19 protein-coding genes are annotated in these 17,031 nt (G+C 58.3%); 9 read left to right on the top strand and 10 right to left on the bottom strand.

The window, feature by feature from the left end; all coding sequences use genetic code 11:
* Positions 1-270: 270 nt before the first annotated feature.
* The 5 genes from K3727_04700 to K3727_04680 form a co-directional block, all read right to left on the bottom strand.
* Positions 271-1,224: a calcium/sodium antiporter gene (locus K3727_04700; protein UWQ93269.1), complete on the bottom strand. Its 954-nt coding sequence runs from the start codon at positions 1,222-1,224 to the stop codon at positions 271-273.
* A gap of 171 nt (positions 1,225-1,395) precedes the next feature.
* The gene (locus tag K3727_04695; protein UWQ92102.1) at positions 1,396-2,193 is read right to left on the bottom strand and encodes a S49 family peptidase; all 798 of its coding nucleotides are present in this window, start codon (positions 2,191-2,193) and stop codon (positions 1,396-1,398) included.
* 143 nt (positions 2,194-2,336) lie between these two features.
* Entirely contained in the window at positions 2,337-3,098 is a 762-nt protein-coding gene (locus tag K3727_04690; protein UWQ92101.1) for an ABC transporter permease, read from the bottom strand.
* Complete coding sequence (locus K3727_04685; protein UWQ92100.1) at positions 3,095-4,045, bottom strand: ABC transporter ATP-binding protein; 951 nt, start codon at positions 4,043-4,045, stop codon at positions 3,095-3,097. Before K3727_04685 ends, K3727_04690 begins: the two co-directional genes overlap by 4 nt.
* Before the next feature lie 103 nt (positions 4,046-4,148).
* On the bottom strand, positions 4,149-4,673 hold the full coding sequence (locus K3727_04680; protein ID UWQ92099.1) for a carbon monoxide dehydrogenase subunit G: 525 nt from the start codon (positions 4,671-4,673) through the stop codon (positions 4,149-4,151).
* A gap of 148 nt (positions 4,674-4,821) precedes the next feature.
* Here K3727_04680 and K3727_04675 point away from each other — a divergent pair, with 148 nt between their 5' ends.
* The gene (locus tag K3727_04675) at positions 4,822-5,802 is read left to right on the top strand and encodes a DMT family transporter (protein ID UWQ92098.1); all 981 of its coding nucleotides are present in this window, start codon (positions 4,822-4,824) and stop codon (positions 5,800-5,802) included.
* 2 nt (positions 5,803-5,804) lie between these two features.
* Here the strand turns inward: K3727_04675 and K3727_04670 are convergent, their stop codons facing one another.
* Both K3727_04670 and K3727_04665 read right to left on the bottom strand, forming a co-directional pair.
* Positions 5,805-6,665 (bottom strand): crotonase/enoyl-CoA hydratase family protein, encoded by an 861-nt coding sequence (locus K3727_04670; GenBank protein UWQ92097.1) that lies wholly within the window; start codon positions 6,663-6,665, stop codon positions 5,805-5,807.
* A 96-nt stretch (positions 6,666-6,761) separates the two neighbouring features.
* Positions 6,762-7,442 (bottom strand): TetR/AcrR family transcriptional regulator, encoded by a 681-nt coding sequence (locus K3727_04665; protein UWQ92096.1) that lies wholly within the window; start codon positions 7,440-7,442, stop codon positions 6,762-6,764.
* 83 nt (positions 7,443-7,525) lie between these two features.
* Between K3727_04665 and K3727_04660 the strand changes: the two genes are divergently transcribed.
* From K3727_04660 to K3727_04640, 5 genes are read left to right on the top strand one after another with little or no spacing between them, the layout of a single operon-like run.
* Positions 7,526-8,710, top strand: coding sequence for a lipid-transfer protein (locus tag K3727_04660; GenBank protein UWQ92095.1), 1,185 nt, complete (start codon positions 7,526-7,528; stop codon positions 8,708-8,710).
* Positions 8,711-8,713: 3 nt separating this feature from the next.
* Complete coding sequence (locus tag K3727_04655; protein ID UWQ92094.1) at positions 8,714-9,160, top strand: MaoC family dehydratase N-terminal domain-containing protein; 447 nt, start codon at positions 8,714-8,716, stop codon at positions 9,158-9,160.
* Positions 9,157-9,558, top strand: coding sequence for a MaoC family dehydratase (locus tag K3727_04650; protein UWQ92093.1), 402 nt, complete (start codon positions 9,157-9,159; stop codon positions 9,556-9,558). The genes K3727_04655 and K3727_04650 overlap by 4 nt, the downstream gene beginning before the upstream one ends.
* An 18-nt stretch (positions 9,559-9,576) precedes the next feature.
* Entirely contained in the window at positions 9,577-10,401 is an 825-nt protein-coding gene (locus K3727_04645) for an SDR family oxidoreductase (GenBank protein UWQ92092.1), read from the top strand.
* A gap of 42 nt (positions 10,402-10,443) precedes the next feature.
* Positions 10,444-11,538, top strand: coding sequence for a CoA transferase (locus K3727_04640; protein ID UWQ92091.1), 1,095 nt, complete (start codon positions 10,444-10,446; stop codon positions 11,536-11,538).
* A 9-nt stretch (positions 11,539-11,547) separates the two neighbouring features.
* Here the strand turns inward: K3727_04640 and K3727_04635 are convergent, their stop codons facing one another.
* The 3 genes from K3727_04635 to hemE all read right to left on the bottom strand — a co-directional run bounded on the left by K3727_04635 (position 11,548) and on the right by hemE (position 13,345).
* Complete coding sequence (locus K3727_04635) at positions 11,548-11,715, bottom strand: hypothetical protein (GenBank protein ID UWQ92090.1); 168 nt, start codon at positions 11,713-11,715, stop codon at positions 11,548-11,550.
* A 69-nt stretch (positions 11,716-11,784) separates the two neighbouring features.
* Positions 11,785-12,294 carry a GNAT family N-acetyltransferase gene (locus K3727_04630; GenBank protein UWQ93268.1) on the bottom strand — a complete coding sequence of 170 codons (510 nt, stop codon included), beginning with the start codon at positions 12,292-12,294 and terminating at the stop codon, positions 11,785-11,787.
* A 16-nt stretch (positions 12,295-12,310) separates the two neighbouring features.
* Positions 12,311-13,345, bottom strand: a complete 1,035-nt coding sequence (gene hemE, locus K3727_04625; GenBank protein ID UWQ93267.1) for a uroporphyrinogen decarboxylase — start codon at positions 13,343-13,345, stop codon at positions 12,311-12,313.
* A gap of 295 nt (positions 13,346-13,640) precedes the next feature.
* Between hemE and hemC the strand changes: the two genes are divergently transcribed.
* The 3 genes from hemC to K3727_04610 all read left to right on the top strand — a co-directional run bounded on the left by hemC (position 13,641) and on the right by K3727_04610 (position 16,971).
* Positions 13,641-14,600 carry a hydroxymethylbilane synthase gene (gene hemC / locus K3727_04620; GenBank protein ID UWQ92089.1) on the top strand — a complete coding sequence of 320 codons (960 nt, stop codon included), beginning with the start codon at positions 13,641-13,643 and terminating at the stop codon, positions 14,598-14,600.
* 80 nt (positions 14,601-14,680) lie between these two features.
* Positions 14,681-15,622 (top strand): fatty acid desaturase family protein, encoded by a 942-nt coding sequence (locus K3727_04615; GenBank protein ID UWQ92088.1) that lies wholly within the window; start codon positions 14,681-14,683, stop codon positions 15,620-15,622.
* Positions 15,623-15,822: 200 nt separating this feature from the next.
* Positions 15,823-16,971 carry an FAD-dependent oxidoreductase gene (locus tag K3727_04610; GenBank protein UWQ92087.1) on the top strand — a complete coding sequence of 383 codons (1,149 nt, stop codon included), beginning with the start codon at positions 15,823-15,825 and terminating at the stop codon, positions 16,969-16,971.
* The last annotated feature ends 60 nt before the right edge of the window (positions 16,972-17,031 follow it).

The following is a 17,031-nucleotide window of genomic DNA, read 5'->3' as shown; positions in this document are numbered from 1 at the left end:
AAATAATGAGGTAATTTATTTATTAGTAAGCAAGATTTTGAAAACAAAGACAATTTTGTAACGCATTGTTAAGGTTTTGTGACGACGTGCAAAACTTACATCGCAGACCTTGGTTCAACCACATCGCGATCCCGTGAAAGCTCTGCTACTTCCCCGATCCCAAAGGGCGCAAAAATGGCTCTTGGATGACGTTGGGGCAGCTCGGGAAAATCTTCAAAGCAGCCAAACCACGCCGCTTCAACAGCGTTGATCGTCTGGGGCCCGCTTCTGTCAGTGCAGAATGCTCATCACATAAACCACGTACAGGGAGGTTAGCGCCACACCCCACACCTTGGTGATATCCTTCTTGAGGAAGACAAACGGAATCAGCATCAGCGACGCCCCCAACATCACCCACAGATCAAACTCCAGGAACGCATCGTCCACCGGAATGTCACCAAAGAAGGTTGCAACACCGATGATGGCCAACAGATTGAACATGTTTGAGCCAATGACATTGCCCAGCGCGACATCAGCCTGACGACGGAGGGCCGCCATGACGGTTGTCGCCAACTCCGGCAAGGACGTCCCGACCGCAATCAATGTCAGCCCAATGACCGTTTCGCTGATCCCATAGGTCCGGGCGATCACTGTGGCGTTGTCCACCAGCAAATCCGCCCCCAGTGGCAGACCAATCAACCCCAGCACGAGATAGACGCCAATCCGCCAATAGGGCATGTTCGGGTCGGCTTCCTCGATCTCCTCTAGATCGTCGTCACAGGCACATCCGGCGCGGCGATGGGCGCGGGCCTCGCAAAAGGTATCGCCCAGAACCAGCGCCAGGCCAGCCAGCAGGATCAGGCCCGACCAGACAGTGAAAACGCCACACATCGCCAAACCGATGAACAGGAACGACGCCAGCAGCATAAAGACATAGGTCTTGCGCGTGTTGCATTCGCTGGTGTGCAAGGTCGACAAAATCGCCGGTATCCCGAGTACGAGCAAAATATTGGCGGTGTTGGAGCCAACGACATTGCCCAATGCGATTCCGGGCGCATTGTCCCTGAGCGCGCTGATGGCGATCAGCAATTCAGGGGCCGAAGTCCCGAATGCGACGATGGTCAAGCTGACGATCAAGGCCGGGACACCGACCCGTAGGCTCAGATTGACTGCGCCACGCACCAAAGCGTCGCCCGCCAGCAACAGGATCACGAGGCCCAGCCCCGACAACACCCATGGCATCATCAACCGCGCCCTCCTTTTGAGCAGGCACAGGGGCCTTTACCGATCCTGAATCGCTTGCATTTCGGACAGCGCGCAGATTGTAGCCGTTTCAGGCCCGGAACCTTCAGCTTACCGAACATGGCCAGAACCGCCATCACCACCAGAAAGAGGGTTACGATCTTGAATATCACGTCACAGGCCAAAGCGGGCGAATTCGGCCCGTTCCTCTATCCCGGCCAACGCGTCCTGCGTGACCTGGGCACCGAAACGCGACAGAATTGACCGGCGCAGCCCGTAGCGGCGCAATTGCACCTTGTCGCCGAACCGTTCTTTCAGCTTTGGTGTCAGATGCCCGATACCGTCAATCAAACCCAACTCGGCCGCGCGACCAGCCAGCCAGATATCGCCCGTAAACAGGTCCGTGTCCGACGTCAGGTTGCTGCCGCGCCGGTCTTTGACATGGGCGATGAAATTTTCGTGGATATCGCCCAGCAACCCCTTGAGCCGTTCGACGTCTCTGGGGTTTTCGGGGCGGAACGGGTCCAGCATGGATTTGGATTTACCTGCGGTATAGACCCGTCGTTCGATGCCCTGGCGTGCCAGAAACACATGCGCACCAAAGCTGGCTGAAATCACACCAATTGATCCGATGATCGAACTGTCATCCGCCCAGATCTCGTCTGCGGACGCCGCCAGCCAATAGCCTCCAGACGCTGCCACGTCTTCGACAAAGGCGATGACGGGTGTCTCAGTTTCCTTGGAAAGGCGTCGAATTCGGGCCCCGATCAGCGCGCTTTGCACAGGTGATCCGCCGGGTGAATTGATCTCGAGCGCCACCGCAGCGGGTTTGCCTTTGCGAAAGGCGCGTTCCAGAACAGGCGCGAGCGCCTGATCATTCAATGCTCCACGACCACCCATTCCGATTGCGCCTTGTAGGCGGACAACCGAAACCAGCGGCGGGTTTTTAAGGAAGGGCAACCGAAGCTTCATGAAGGCGATGTAGAATGCCGGGTGCCCCGAAACAAGGCACCCCCCCTTCACGAAACGCTACGGCAGGCAAAAATCACACATGGGCGGGTAATTTTGCAACGCCTTGGCCTGCATTGGGTTGGCCGAAGCCCCCCCATTTCCGGTCAGGACCGAATGCGCCATCCGGTCTTAAAGATAAGCCCAATCACGACCAGACACAGGGCGGTAAAGCCACCAATGGCCAACAGGCTCAGCCCCACGGGCACGTCAGCGGTCCCAAAGAACGACCAGCGAAAGCCGGAAATCAAATAGACGACCGGATTGAACAGCGTGATCTTCTGCCAAATCGGCGGCAACATCGTGATCGAATAAAAGGATCCACCCAAAAAGACCAATGGGGTCACCACCAATAGAGGAACCAGTTGCAATTGTTCGAAATTGCGCGCCCAGATGCCGATGATGAACCCCAAAAGCGCAAAACTGAGACAGGTCAACAGCAGGAACAACACCATAGCGAATGGATGAGCGATCGTCAGATCCACGAACAGGGAAGCTGTGATCAGAATGACGACCCCGATGAACAACGCTTTGGTCGCGGCCGCCCCGACATATCCCAACACGATTTCCAGGAAATTGATCGGAGCTGACAAAAGCTCATAGATGGTGCCGATGAATTTCGGAAAGTAGATCCCGAATGACGCGTTGGATATCGCCTGTGTCATCACTGACAACATGATCAACCCCGGCACGATAAAGGCCCCATAGGGAACACCTTCGACCTGATCAATCCGGCTGCCGATGGCGGCACCGAAGACCACAAAATATAGCGATGTTGACAACACAGGGGACAGAAAGCTTTGCAACAGAGTGCGAAAGAAACGGGCCATTTCAAACCGATAAATGGCAGCGATAGCAGTCCAGTTCATGCCGCGTCCTCCGATGGGGTGTTGGCGTTCTGATCGGACACGAGGCCGACAAAAATATCTTCGAGGCTGCTTTGCCGCGTGACCACATCCGCCAGCACCAGCCCGGCCTGAGAAACATCGTTCAAAAGCCCGGTAATACCGGTGCGTTCGGCGCGGGTGTCATAGGTATAGATCAACGCCCCTTCGGGGCTGAGACCCAGGTTGAGATGAGCCAGCTCAGCAGGAATCGCTGCAACAGGTTCAGTCAGCTGTACTTCGAGTTCCTTTTGCCCCATCCGCGCCATCAGCTGATCCTTTTCCTCTACCAGCAACAGCTCTCCGTTGCGGATCACACCGACGCGGTCGGAAATTGCTTCGGCTTCTTCGATGTAGTGCGTGGTCAGGATGATGGTCACGCCGCTGGATTTGAGCTCGCCCACAATGTCCCACATGTCCTTGCGCAGTTCGACATCGACGCCCGCAGTGGGTTCATCCAGAAACAGCACCTGCGGTTCGTGTGACAATGCCTTGGCGATCAGCACCCGGCGCTTCATCCCGCCGGACAGTTCCATTATCCGGGATTTGCGTTTGTCCCAGAGAGACAGTTTTTTCAGAATATCCTCGAGCAATGCGTCATTGCGAGGCTTGCCAAACAATCCACGCGAAAACCGTACGGTGTTCCAGACTGTCTCGAACGGTTCCAGGTTGATTTCCTGTGGCACCAATCCGATCAGCCCCCGCGCCGCCCGAAAGTCCGTCAAAATATCATGCCCATCGACAGTTACAGATCCCGACGTTGGCGTGGTGATCCCGCAGATGGTTGAAATCAGGGTTGTCTTTCCCGCGCCATTGGGGCCAAGCAGCGCAAGAATTTCGCCCTGTTCGATATTCAGCGTCACGCCCTTGAGCGCTTCGAACCCGCCTTCGTAAGACTTGCGTAAATCGCGAATGGACAAAATAGTCGACATGAAACCTCGCTGAAGTGAACTGATCAGTTCGGCTCAACTTAACGAGGTAATCCGTGATCTGCCAGCAAAGCAAATGCGCAACCTGCTGTGCAATTGCGCAGGGTCAGCTGCGGCCGGTGACTTTCTTGAACCACCCCTTTTTCTCATCGCCCTCGCCGCCCGCATCGGGTTCGGATGTATCTTCTTGGACCGGGGCCAGATGGGTTTGAAGATTGACAAAGAACTGGTCGGCCATCTTTTTTGCGAATCCGTCAATCAATCGGCTGCCCAATTGCGCTAACTTGCCTCCAACCTTGGCGTCCACCTCATAGGACAACATGGTCCCCGTCTCCGTCGCCGCCAGAGAGACTTGGGCCCCGCCCTTGGCGAACCCTGCAGCCCCGCCTTTACCTTCGCCAGTGATCGTCAGTTTTTCGTTTTCAACCAGATCCGACATCGTAACCTGGCCTTTGAACGTCGCCTTAACCGGGCCGACCTTTTGGGTCACAGTCGCACTATAGCCTGCGTCCGGGTCCCCGGCGACTTCGCTGGCACCGGGCACACAGGCCTTGAGCACATCGGGATTCAGAAGCGCCGCATAAACGGTGGCTGGATCTGCGGCGATCTCTTTTTGGTCGGTCATATGCATGAGAACGCTCCCTGTGTTTGGTTTTTCAAACATCTAACCGACCCGGACAGGGGCTGCCAATAGTGTAAAGGTCGCCCCCCTGTTCCAAGAAACTCATGGACAGGTCTGCACAGTACAGATAGCCATCTGGGGAAAGGAAACCAAACCGATGACCCAGATGCCTCACAATCGCGCCGGTTTGGGAATTGCCTTTATCCTGATCGCGATGACGGCCATTTCCATCAACGACATGCTGATCAAGCAATTGTCGGGCGGTTACCCTCTGCATCAGATCGTGTTTCTGCGTTCCAGTATCGGATTGTCGATCACCTTGTTGATCGTGCAATACGAAGGCGGTGTTTCGATCCTGAAGACCCGTAACCCGGGGCTGCACCTGATCCGCTGCCTTATGGTGGTCGTTTCCAACATGAGCTTTTTCGTGGCGCTGTCGATCTTGCCGCTAGCGGATGCCACGGCGTTGTTCTTTGTGGCCCCGTTGTTCATCACGTTGCTGTCGATTCCGATTTTGGGTGAAAAAACTGGCCCAATGCGCATGGGGGCTGTTGTCGTTGGATTTATCGGCGTGTTGATCATGCAGCGGTTCTGGGAAGGAAGTGACACCTTGGGGGCGGATCGGTTGGTCTTGTTGCTGCCCGTCATAGCGGCGCTGACCTATGCCTTTAATCAGGTGTTCACCCGCAAACTCGGTGCCGTGACCAAGGCTTCGGCCCTGGCGGCCTATATCCAGGGCATGTTCATTATCGTGTCGCTGGGGTTCTATGTCGTGGCGGGCGACGGACGGTTTGCCGAAGACACCAGCAATCCCAGCCTCCAGTTCCTGTTGCGCGCCTGGACATGGCCACAGGACGGCGACTGGATCTGGTTTATCGCATTGGGGCTAAATTCCGGCGTTGTCGGCTATGCGCTCAGCCAGGCCTATCGGATGGCCGACGCTGCCACGGTTGCGCCGTTCGAATACATCGGACTACCGCTGTCGGTGATGTGGGGCTGGTTTATCTGGGCTGAACTACCGGTCTGGGAGGTCTGGGTTGGCATGGTGTTGATTGCCGGGGCCGGTCTGTTCGTATTCCTGCGTGAACAGCAAAAGGCGCGGGCCATCGCCCGCACCGAAATCAAGGGACGCTATTGACCCTAACGGTTGGGTTTGGGGATTTCCTGATTGGCGGTCCAATCATACGTTCCCTGATCCCGTTCCTGCACCGCCTGTTTCCAACCGACGTCTTCGGATCGGGTTTTAAAGTTGATCCCTTCGGGCGAATGCCGGGTAATGCCGTCAAATATGGTTGCCAACCGTTGCGTCTGCATCATGCCGGTCTGCTCGATTGCCTGATTGATCACCATTTTCTGCATCGCCAACTGGTTGATCGGCACAGATGCCATACGCGCCGCCAGGGCTTCGACCCTGTCGTCGAGCGCATCGGCGTGAACCGCTTCGACCACCAACCCCATGTCCGCGGCTTCGCGTCCTGTGATCTTGTCACCGGTAAACAGCATCCGTTTCGCCCGCTCTGCCCCCAGACGATACACCCACATCGCCGTGGTCGGGCAGCCCCAGACCCGGGCGGGCATATACCCAATCAACGCATCATCCGCCATGATGGTGAGATCAGCGCACAGCGCAATATCCGACCCACCCGCCACAGCGAACCCATGCACCTTGCAGATCACCGGCTTCATCGCGCGCCACAGCGACATAAAGTGCTGGGTGTTTTGCCACATGAAACTGTAGTCCTTGATCGGATCCCAGGGCATTGGCTGGGTCACTTCGCCCGCCCCATTGCCCTCGGCGTAATAAGTCAGATCATATCCGGCGCAAAAGGCGTCTCCCGCGCCGGACAGGATCATGACATGGACATCCGGGTCGGCATCGGCACGGGCAACAGCGGCGGCAATTTCCACCGGCATTTCATCGTTGATGGCATTGCGCACGTCAGGACGGTTCAGGGTGATACGGGCGATACGGCCGTCTTTTTCATAGTGGATTGTGGACATGACTTCCTCCCGGATTGTGGGAGAAGCGTCGCATGGGTTTTGCACCGCGCACAGTGTCAACGCAGCGTCACACCCTCCTCGCGGTGCCTAATGCCCCTACGCGCTGTCGGCGCCGGGAACCAGACCCGAAGTGATCATCATAATATAGGCCTCGGCGATCTGATCAGGAGCGGAGGGGGCGTCGGACCGGTTCCAATAGGGGATCCAATTCAGCGCGCCAAAGATGGCCGACGCCATCAGACGCGGATCACATTCGCGGATCTCCCCTGTCTCCATCCCCTCGCGGATCATATCACGCAGAAGATGGTCCAGACGCGCCCGCCCCGCGCGCAATTCACGGCGACGGTCAGAGGACAGGCTGACCTCGCGCACCAGCGGCGCACAGGCACCCAGATCGGTACAGACCCAGGCGCAATATCGTGAGATCAACAGACGAATCCGATCCAGCACCGGAAGGCGTTTGTCATAACAACGCTCCAAGGTCTCCCCCAGGAATTCCAGCCCCAGCTGCTGACAGCCAAACAGGATCTCTTCCTTGCTTTGCACATAGTAATAAATCGTGCGTTTGGTGATGCTCAGCGCCTTGGCAATGTCTTCAAGCGAGGTCTGTTCGTACCCCTGATCATTGAACAGCCGGGCCCCCGCCATCAGCACAGCCCGGCGTTTGGCATCGCGTTTCTCCGCACGGGAGGCACCAGGATCTGCCCAAGTCTTATTGCCCAAACTGCCCTCCTCGATGCCCGCAAAACCGATGTGACGCGCCGTAATTACACTCATGAGTTACACATTTCTTGACGCGACACCAGCCCCAATCAAAAGTAACCGACAAGTGTAATTCATTGACCGCAGGAGAGTCCCCCATGTCCGAGACTGTCATCATCGCCGGAGTCGGCATGACCAAATTCGCCAAGCCGGGTGCCAACGAACCCTATCCCGTCATGGGTGCAAATGCGATCCGGGACGCGCTGAGCGATGCAGGGATCGGCTATGACGCCGTGCAACAGGCCTATGCTGGCTATGTCTATGGCGACAGCACCTGCGGGCAGCGCGTCATCTATGACGTGGGCATGACCGGAATCCCTGTGATCAACGTCAACAACAACTGTTCCACTGGGTCCACCGCGCTGTATCTGGCCCGCCAGGCGGTCGAGGCCGGTATCGTCGACGTCGCTCTGGCTCTGGGGTTTGAGGAAATGCGCCCCGGCGCGCTGGGATCGAATTTCACCGATCGCAAGGATCCGTTCGAGCTGTTTGACACGGAAACCGACGCATTGGTCGGGCACGCGGAAGTCCCCTTGGCGCTGCGCTATTTCGGCGGCGCGGGCATGGCCCACATGGAAAAATACGGCTCCACCCTCACCGATCTGGCGCGGATCCGGGCCAAGGCATCCCGCCACGCAGTGAACAACCCTCTGGCGCTGTTCCGCAAGGAAGTCTCGCCACAGGACGTGTTGGACGCCCCGGTGATGTGGGACGGGGTCATGACGCGGCTGATGGCCTGCCCGCCCACCTGCGGCGCTGCAGCCGCCATCGTAGTGAGCGAGCGTTACGCCAAGAAACACGGGTTGGACACCACCGTGCGTGTGATCGGCCAGTCGATGACCACCGACACCCCCAGCACATTCGACAGCCACGACATGATGCGGGTGGTGGGTTATGACATGACCGCAGCGGCGGCGGCACAGGTTTATGAACAGACCGGAATCGGCGCGGCAGATGTGGATGTTGTCGAGTTGCATGATTGCTTCGCTCATAACGAAATGATCACCTACGAAGGCTTGGGTCTGTGCCCCGAAGGTGGCGCGCCCAAATTCATTGCCGAGGGAGACAATTCCTATGGCGGGCAGGTGGTGACCAATCCATCGGGCGGGCTGCTGTCCAAAGGACATCCGCTGGGCGCGACCGGATTGGCACAGTGTTACGAGCTGACCCGCCAATTGCGCGGCACGGCAGGCACCACCCAGGTCGAAGGGGCCCGCACTGCGTTGCAGCACAACCTGGGCCTGGGCGGGGCCTGTGTGGTCACTATGTATCAGGCGCAGTGACCCATGATTGATCGCGCATTCATCGGGCATCGTTTTGCCCCGCTTACGGTCGAGGTCGAAAAAGGCCGCCTGCGTGCCTTTGCCCGTGCCACCGGCCAGACCGATCCGATCTATACAGACGTTCAGGCGGCAAAATCTGCGGGCTATCGTTCGCTGCCTGCGCCCCCGACATTCCTGTTCTCGCTGGATCTCGAACGCGAAGACCCATTCTATTTCATCAACCTGATGAAGATCGATCTGGGTCGCGTCCTGCATGGGGAACAACATTTCACCTATGGCGAACCGATCTGTGCAGGCGACACGATCACTCTGACCTCAACGGTTCAGGACATCTTTGACAAAAAGGGCGGTGCCATGGAATTCGTGATCCTGAACACCACGGCCACCAACCAGTTTGACGAAGACGTGGGCGGCATGACCCGGACCATTGTGGTGAGGCATCCAACATGAGGTATGATGTCGTCAATGTCGGGGACGTCCTGCCCCCGATCGTAACCAAACCGATTTCGCGCACCACGTTGGCGTTGTTCGCCGGGGCGTCCGGGGATCACAACCCGATCCACATAGACATTGATTTCGCGAGAAAGGCCGGAATGCCGGACGTGTTTGCGCATGGGATGTTGGGCATGGCCTATCTGGGGCGGTTGCTGACCGGATGGGTTCCTCAATCAGCAATCTGCGAATTTTCGACCCGCTTTGTGGCGATTACCCAGATTCACGCAATCATCACCTGCACTGGCCAGATCGCGGAAAAGCTGGATGGCAACCGGGTGCGGCTCGAAATTCAGGCCGCGGATCAAAACGGTGATGTGAAACTGGCCGGTGGCGCGATTATCGTCCTGCCCTGATGTTCAAAGGAAAATGACATGACAAAACTTGCAGGCAAAACCGCCTATGTCACCGGCGCAGGTCGCGGCATTGGTCGCGCCATCGCGTTGAAACTGGCCGCTGACGGGGCCAATGTGGTGCTGAACGATCTGGACGTCGAGCCAGCGCAATCGGTCGCCGCCGAGATCGAAGCCATGGGCGCCAGGGCACTCGCAATTCCCGGATCAGTCACGGCCGAAGGCTTTGCCGACGGGTTCATCGGCGCGGGCCTCGACAAGTTCGGCGGCATCGACATCATCGTCAACAATGCTGGCTACACCTGGGACAGCTTTATCGGCAAGATGAGCGATCAGCAATTTGACGCCATGATTGACGTGCATCTCAAGGCGCCATTCCAGATCATGCGCGCCGCCGCGCCGTTTGTCAGCGCCCAGGCTGCGCAGGAGGCCGCAGAGGGCCATGAAGTGTTCCGCAAAGTGGTCAATATCTCGTCTATCGCAGGCACCGGTGGAAATCCGGGTCAGGCCAATTATTCCTCGGCCAAGGCCGGTGTGGTTGGGCTGACCAAAACCATGGCCAAGGAATGGGGCCGGTTCAAAGTCAACGTAAACGCGGTGGCATTCGGCATGATCGCAACCCGCCTGACCGAAGCCACAGACGAAAAGAAATCCATCGAGGTCGAAGGCAACATCGTGGGCGTCGGTATTCCCAAAAAGCTGGTGGCCGGGATGGAGGCAATGATCCCGATGGGGCGCGCCGGAACCGTGGATGAGGCCGCCGGTGGCGTTTACCTGTTCTGTATCCCCGAAAGCAATTATGTCTCCGGTCAGACCCTGATCGTGGGTGGCGGGCTTACCATCTGATCCCCACCGGTTACAGTGCCCCAAAACCCATAAGGAGACACCATGCTGAACGGGATTCGCATTATCGAGGTCGAGGGCCTGGGCCCAGGCCCCTTTGCCGCCATGCTGTTGGCCGATCTGGGCGCGGATGTGATCACCGTTCACCGCAAGGGCGGCGCTGTAACACCGGGGATGCCGGAGAAATCACTGCTCGATCGCGGAAAACGGTCCATTGCGCTAGATCTCAAGGACCCCGGCGACATCGACACGTTCAAGGCGCTGGTCGCCACGGCACATGGTCTGATCGAAGGCTTCCGCCCCGGCGTGATGGAGAAATTGGGCATCGGGCCCGATGTCTGTCAGACGATCAACCCGAGATTGGTGTTCGGGCGCATGACCGGTTGGGGACAGGACAGCGCCCTATCCCATACCGCGGGGCATGACCTGAACTATATCTCGTTGTCGGGCGCGCTCTGGTATGGCTCGACCCCTGGTGACGCGCCGCAAACGCCCGCCACGCTGGTCGGCGATATTGGCGGCGGGTCTATGTATCTGGTCGTGGGCCTGTTGGCAGGCATCCTGAACGCTCGCACGACGGGTACGGGCACGGTGGTAGATGCGGCAATCTATGACGGATCCGCGCATATGATGAACCTGTTGCTGTCGATCCGACAGGCTGGGAACTTTGGCGTCAAGCGCGGGGAAAGCCTGTTGGATGGCCCGCATTGGAGCCGCACCTATCGGTGTGGGGATGGCGGCTTTGTCACCGTACAATGCTTGGAACCCAAGTTTTATGCACAATTTCTGGAATTGGCGGGCCTGTCTGATGATCCGGATTTCCAGCGCCAGTTCGACAAATCCCTATGGCCGACGCTGACCGACCGGCTGACCGGCCTGTTTGCCAGCCATCCGCGCGATCACTGGGCCGATCTGTTTGATGGAACCGACGCCTGCGTGGCCCCTGTCCTGAACCCCGAAGAGGCGATGGCCCACAAGATGAACACCCGAGGCACCTGGGTCGAAGCAGATGGTATCCTGCACGCCGCCCCGGCCCCACGATTTGGCAATCAATCCGCCTGGACCCCACCCACAAGCCCAGAGCGTGGCGAGCATTCAGATGAAATCATGCGAGAGCTGAAACAAAGTTCAACCACCTGAAACAACGGTTCAGGCGTCGTCCTTGTCCTTTTGCGCGGCAGCTTTCATTCGCTCCAAAAGTTCTGCTTTGGTCGGAGCCTTGCCAAACGGGTTCTTACGTGTCCCCTTGGCATTGTGCTCGGCGTGACGCGGTTTGTTCTTGCCCATTCTTGGTCCACTCGTCTTGGTGTAATCCATTGCATGATCCCTTTCGTATCCTGCCAAAGCGTGGCACATGACGCAGTTGCGGTCCAATGGCAAGCGACTCTAGCGGATACCATAGCTCATGACACAGTTCAGATAGCCCTGATCGTTGATCCGAAAATGGGTCTGCCCGGTTTCAGTGAACCCATGGCGCTGATAGAAGGCGATGGCCCGGTCGTTTTCCGCATTCACCATCAGCCAGGGTTGGCCAACACCCCGTTCGTCGCAAATTGTCAATGCGCGGTGCAACAGGCCCGCGCCGATCCCGACGCCATGATGGCGCGGCTGGACATAAAGCGTGGTGATTTCAGTGTCTGATCCAACCCCGTCCGGGTGCGCCCGCCCGGAGGTAAGGCGCACATAGCCGTCGATCCCGTCGATATTCTGTGAGACAACAAAATGCTCGTTAGGATCGGCCAACAGGGTTTCGAATTTGGCCGGGGTCAGGTCCGACAGCACGAAATCCGCAAAGAACCCGTTCACGCCGCGTCGCAGATATGTGCCAATCCAGACCTCGATGGACAAGGCGGCAAGGCTGGAAGCGTCCGACAGGGTTGCCGGACGCAAATTCATTCCCGGGCGGGCGGCTTCAGCCACCGCGTACCGTGTCGATCATTAGCTGCACGTTTTCCGGGTCCGCGTCAGGCGTGATGCCGTGGCCGAGGTTGAAGATGTGCGGCCCATTGGAGAACGCCTGAACAATCGCCCGGGTTTCATCAACCAGCGCCTGACCACCTGTCACCATATGGGAGGACGCCAGATTGCCCTGCACGCAACCATCCACTTGTACGTTTTCAGCCGCCCAAACCGGGTCCACCGAATTGTCCAACGCGACACAATCCACACCGGTCGCCTTGGCGAAGCCGACGTATTTTTCACCTGCTTCGCGCGGGAATCCAATGATCGGGACGTCGGGATGCCGTTCTTTCAGCGCTTGTGTAATGACACGAGCAGGTTCCAGCGCGTATTTTTCAAAGGCGTCGCCCTTGAGCGACCCGGCCCAGCTGTCAAAGATCTTGACACATTCGGCACCCGCGTCGATCTGCATCGACAGATAGTCGATGGTTGCGACTGTAATCCGGTCCAACAGAGCTTCGAACAGCGCCACATTGCCTTCGCGCAGCGCGTGCGCCGGCCCCTGATCAGGGGTGCCGCGACCCGCGATCATATAAGTCGCCACAGTCCAAGGTGCCCCGGCAAAGCCGATCAACGCTGTCTCGCTGGGCAGTTCGCGCGACAGGATGCGCACGGTTTCATAGATCGGGTTCAGCGTTTCGTGAATCGCATCCGCCGGTTTCAGCTTGGCAAAATCTGCTTCGGACGTGATGGTGGACAGCCGCGGCCCTTCGCCGGTGACAAACCACAGATCCGCGCCCAGCGCCTGGGGGATCAACAGAATGTCGGCAAACAGGATCGCCGCGTCAAACCCATAGCGTCGGATCGGTTGCAACGTGACTTCGGCGGCCAGCTCGGAGTTATAACACAGCGACAGGAAATCTCCGGCCTGTGCACGGGTCGCGCGATATTCGGGCAGATAGCGCCCGGCCTGCCGCATCATCCAGATCGGGGGCACTTCTTGTGTTTCACCCGCCAGTGCGCGCAACAGCTTCTTTTGTCCGGCCACGGTCATCCTCGGTCATCCTCGCTATGTATCGCCCCTGAGGTCACGCCTGTGGGGCAAAATGTCAAGAGCAGGGGCGATGTGCCGCGCTCTGGGTCTCTCCGCCTTGTCCTATGTCAAGGCTTCGGGCTTTGAGCTGTGGGAACAGGCAAAAACCGGTTTCCACCGGGGCGCAAACTGAATTACTGCGTTTCTGGAAATCCTTGTTAAACCATGTATCGCTTTTCGCGTTCGACCGAAGGGAGAGGCCGCGATTAAGGGATACCGGTTTTTACCGAAACGCGATAAGGCTCGAACCATGACACAGACCCTGCCCTCCCCCGCTTCGCCCCTGAAAATCGGCACCCGTGGATCGCCGCTTGCGTTGGCTCAGGCTTATGAGACCCGCCGTCGGCTGAGCGCGGCCTTTGACTTGCCCGAAGAGGCCTTCGAAATCGTGGTGATCAAGACCACCGGCGATGACCGGGCGCTGATCGCTGCCGACAAGCCGCTCAAGGAGTTGGGCGGAAAGGGGCTGTTCACCAAGGAAATCGAAGAGGACCTGCTGTCTGGCGCTATCGACATCGCGGTGCATTCGATGAAGGACATGCCGGTGCTGCAACCAGACGGGCTGCTGCTGGAGACCTATCTGCCGCGCGAAGACACCCGGGATGCGTTTGTGTCGCCGTCCGTGTCGTCTCTGCAGGGTCTGGCCCAGGGCGCTGTGGTTGGCACCTCATCGCTGCGCCGCCGGGCCCAGCTGTTGAACCGCCGCCCGGATCTGAATGTGGTGGAATTCCGCGGCAACGTGCAAACCCGACTGAAAAAGCTGAACGATGGCGTGGCTGAATGCACATTCCTGGCCATGGCCGGGCTGAAACGTCTGAACATGGACGATGTGCCCGCCACGGCCATTTCCACCGATGATATGCTGCCTGCTGTCGCCCAGGGAGCCATCGGCATCGAACGGCGCGCCAACGACAGTCGCGTCGCCGACATGCTGGCCGCCATTCACGATGGCGAAACCGGTCAACGGCTGGCGGCCGAACGCGCGTTTCTGGCCGCGCTGGACGGATCATGCGAGACCCCGATTGCCGGGTTGGCCGAACTGGACGGAGGCACCCTGCGCCTGCGCGGCGAAGTGCTGCGTCCAGACGGATCGGAATCGCTGGCAGAAGACCGGACCTGCGCCATCGAAGACGGGGCCGAACTGGGCCGCGAAATGGCCGCGTCGCTGCTGTCCAAGGCCGGCCCCGGCTTTTTTGACTGGCGGTCGTAACGTCGCAGACGTTCGTGACGCCGCGCCCGATTTGACGCAATTTGCGCCCTCCCCGATGATAGAGCCCGGGAGGACATGAAATGACACCGGGCAAAAGTTATCTGACGAGCGAAGAGATCCGTCCCCTGGCGGAACGGTCGAACCTGATGGGGGGCTGGCTGGTGCTTCATTGCTGGGGCACCATTGCATTGGCCGTGGTGCTGTTCGGGATCTGGCCCAACCCCGTGACATTTGTCCTGGCAGTCATGATCATCGGATCACGCCAATTGGGTCTCGCGATTCTGATGCATGAGGCCGCCCATAACGCGCTGTTCAAATCCCGCCGGTGGAACGACATCGCCGGCGAATGGCTATGCGGCCGTCCGATCCTTGCGGAACTGGCAGCGTATCGCCATTACCACCTGACCCACCATCGGTTCACACAGACCGACAAGGACCCGGATCTGGTTCTGAGCTCGAAATTCCCCACCTCCCGCGCCTCGCTGCGCCGCAAATTCACCCGCGACCTGACAGGGCAAACCGGGGTGAAACAGCTGTTGGGTCAGGTGATGATGTCGTTGCGGTTCGCCGGGGATCAGGACGCCATTCAGGCCGCCGCGTCGGATTTCGCCCAAAGCTTCAAGGCACCCCACCTGTGGCAATCACTCCCGATATTCGTCGGGGTCATGGTTGGCATGGGGATCATCGGGGATTGGTGGTGGGGGCTGGCATTCTGGCTGCTGCCCTATCTGACTTGGTTTCAATTCGTTCTGCGGGTGCGCAACATCGCCGAACATGGCGCAACCGAACAATCCGAAAACCCTTTGCAAAACGTGCGCACGACACTCGCCAACCCCATCGCCCGGCTGTTCGTCGCCCCTTATTGGGTCAACTATCACCTGGAACACCACATGGTCATGCACGTGCCCTGCTGGAAGCTGAAGCCTATGCACAGGCTGCTGATGTCCAAGGGATTGGGCGCGCAGATGCGTGTCGCGCCCGGATATGGTCACGCCCTGGCCGAAGCCGGATGGCAGCGCTAACAGATGCGCACCCTGCGCTGTGCGATTCCTGTCATGCAGCTGAAATTGACGAACACCAGACGCTGACCGCATACTAAAGGGGTTTCTTTCAAGCAGCCGAGCAGGTGAACCATGCCCCCAGTACAGACATGAAGCGTCGCGAGGTCCTTAGGGGTTTGGCAACCGGGGTGATCGCAGGGTTCATACCCTGGCGCGGCGCGATGGCCGGCAACCACCGGTTAAAGGGATACCTGCGAACAAACTGGTCCCGGGACCCCTTTGCAATGGGATCATATTCATTCGCTGCCAAAGGGGCCAAACGATCGGATCGGCGTCATCTCAGGGACGCTCTGGGTACCCGGGTTTTCTTTGCTGGCGAGGCAACCGACCCAAGACAACATGCAACGGTCCATGCTGCGTTTGAAACCGGGCAACGCGCCGCGCAGGATGTGTTGCATAAGGGTCAAACGAATGTTGCGATTGTCGGCGCAGGAATGAGCGGCCTGTCTGCCGCTCATTTTCTGGCAGCACATGGCGTTCGGGTCCAGGTCTTTGAGGCCAGGGGCCGCATCGGAGGGCGCATCTGGACCGACCAGTCGCTGGGCATCCCTCTGGATATGGGAGCCAGCTGGATTCACGGCACCCGTGGCAACCCGCTGTCCAAACTGTCAGATGCTCGCAACCTGCCCCGGATCGCGACGGATGACAGCTATCTCATTCGGGGGAAGAACGGCACAATCATCGCGGACCGAGACGCCCCGGACTGGCTGGACAATGTCGTTTCCATCCAACATGACGCGGCGGCGGACTACAGCCAGATCAATGTCTGGGCCGCTATGCAGCAAGATGAGTATGACGGGGCAGAAGTCATATTTCCGAACGGTTACGCTCAAATTTTTGGCGCTTTGGCAGGAAACTATGATGTGCATCTGTCCCGGCCCGTCAAACGGATATCGTATGACACGACCAGCGTCACCCTGACCCTGAAAACAGGCGCATCGCAACGGTTCGACGCCGTGATTGTGACTGTGCCTTTGGGAGTTCTCAAACGCGAGACCATTCAATTTGACCCGCCTTTGCCAAAACAAAAACGAGAAGCAATCCGGCGGATCGGAATGGGGACGCTGGACAAGGTTTACCTGCAATTCGATCAGGTCTTTTGGGACAAGGAAGTAACCTGGATCGCCACACCTGAAAATGGTCTGCATCGTGGACATTTCAATGGATGGCTCAATCTCTACAAATACATCCGCAAGCCGGTGATCGTAGGCTTTAATGGGGGCCCCCCAGCCATTGCCCTGAGCGCTCTGTCAGATCGGGACATCATTGGGCAAGCAGTGCAGACGTTGAATTTGGCCTACCCCCGCTGAGCCGCGAAGCAACCAGTGCCAACTGTACCAAAGACACACCGCAACAAAAAAGGCCGTCCC

This window comes from Rhodobacteraceae bacterium M382 (genome assembly GCA_025141015.1).
Lineage (GTDB): Bacteria > Pseudomonadota > Alphaproteobacteria > Rhodobacterales > Rhodobacteraceae > Aliisedimentitalea > Aliisedimentitalea scapharcae.
This window is presented reverse-complemented; position numbering and strand designations above follow the sequence as displayed.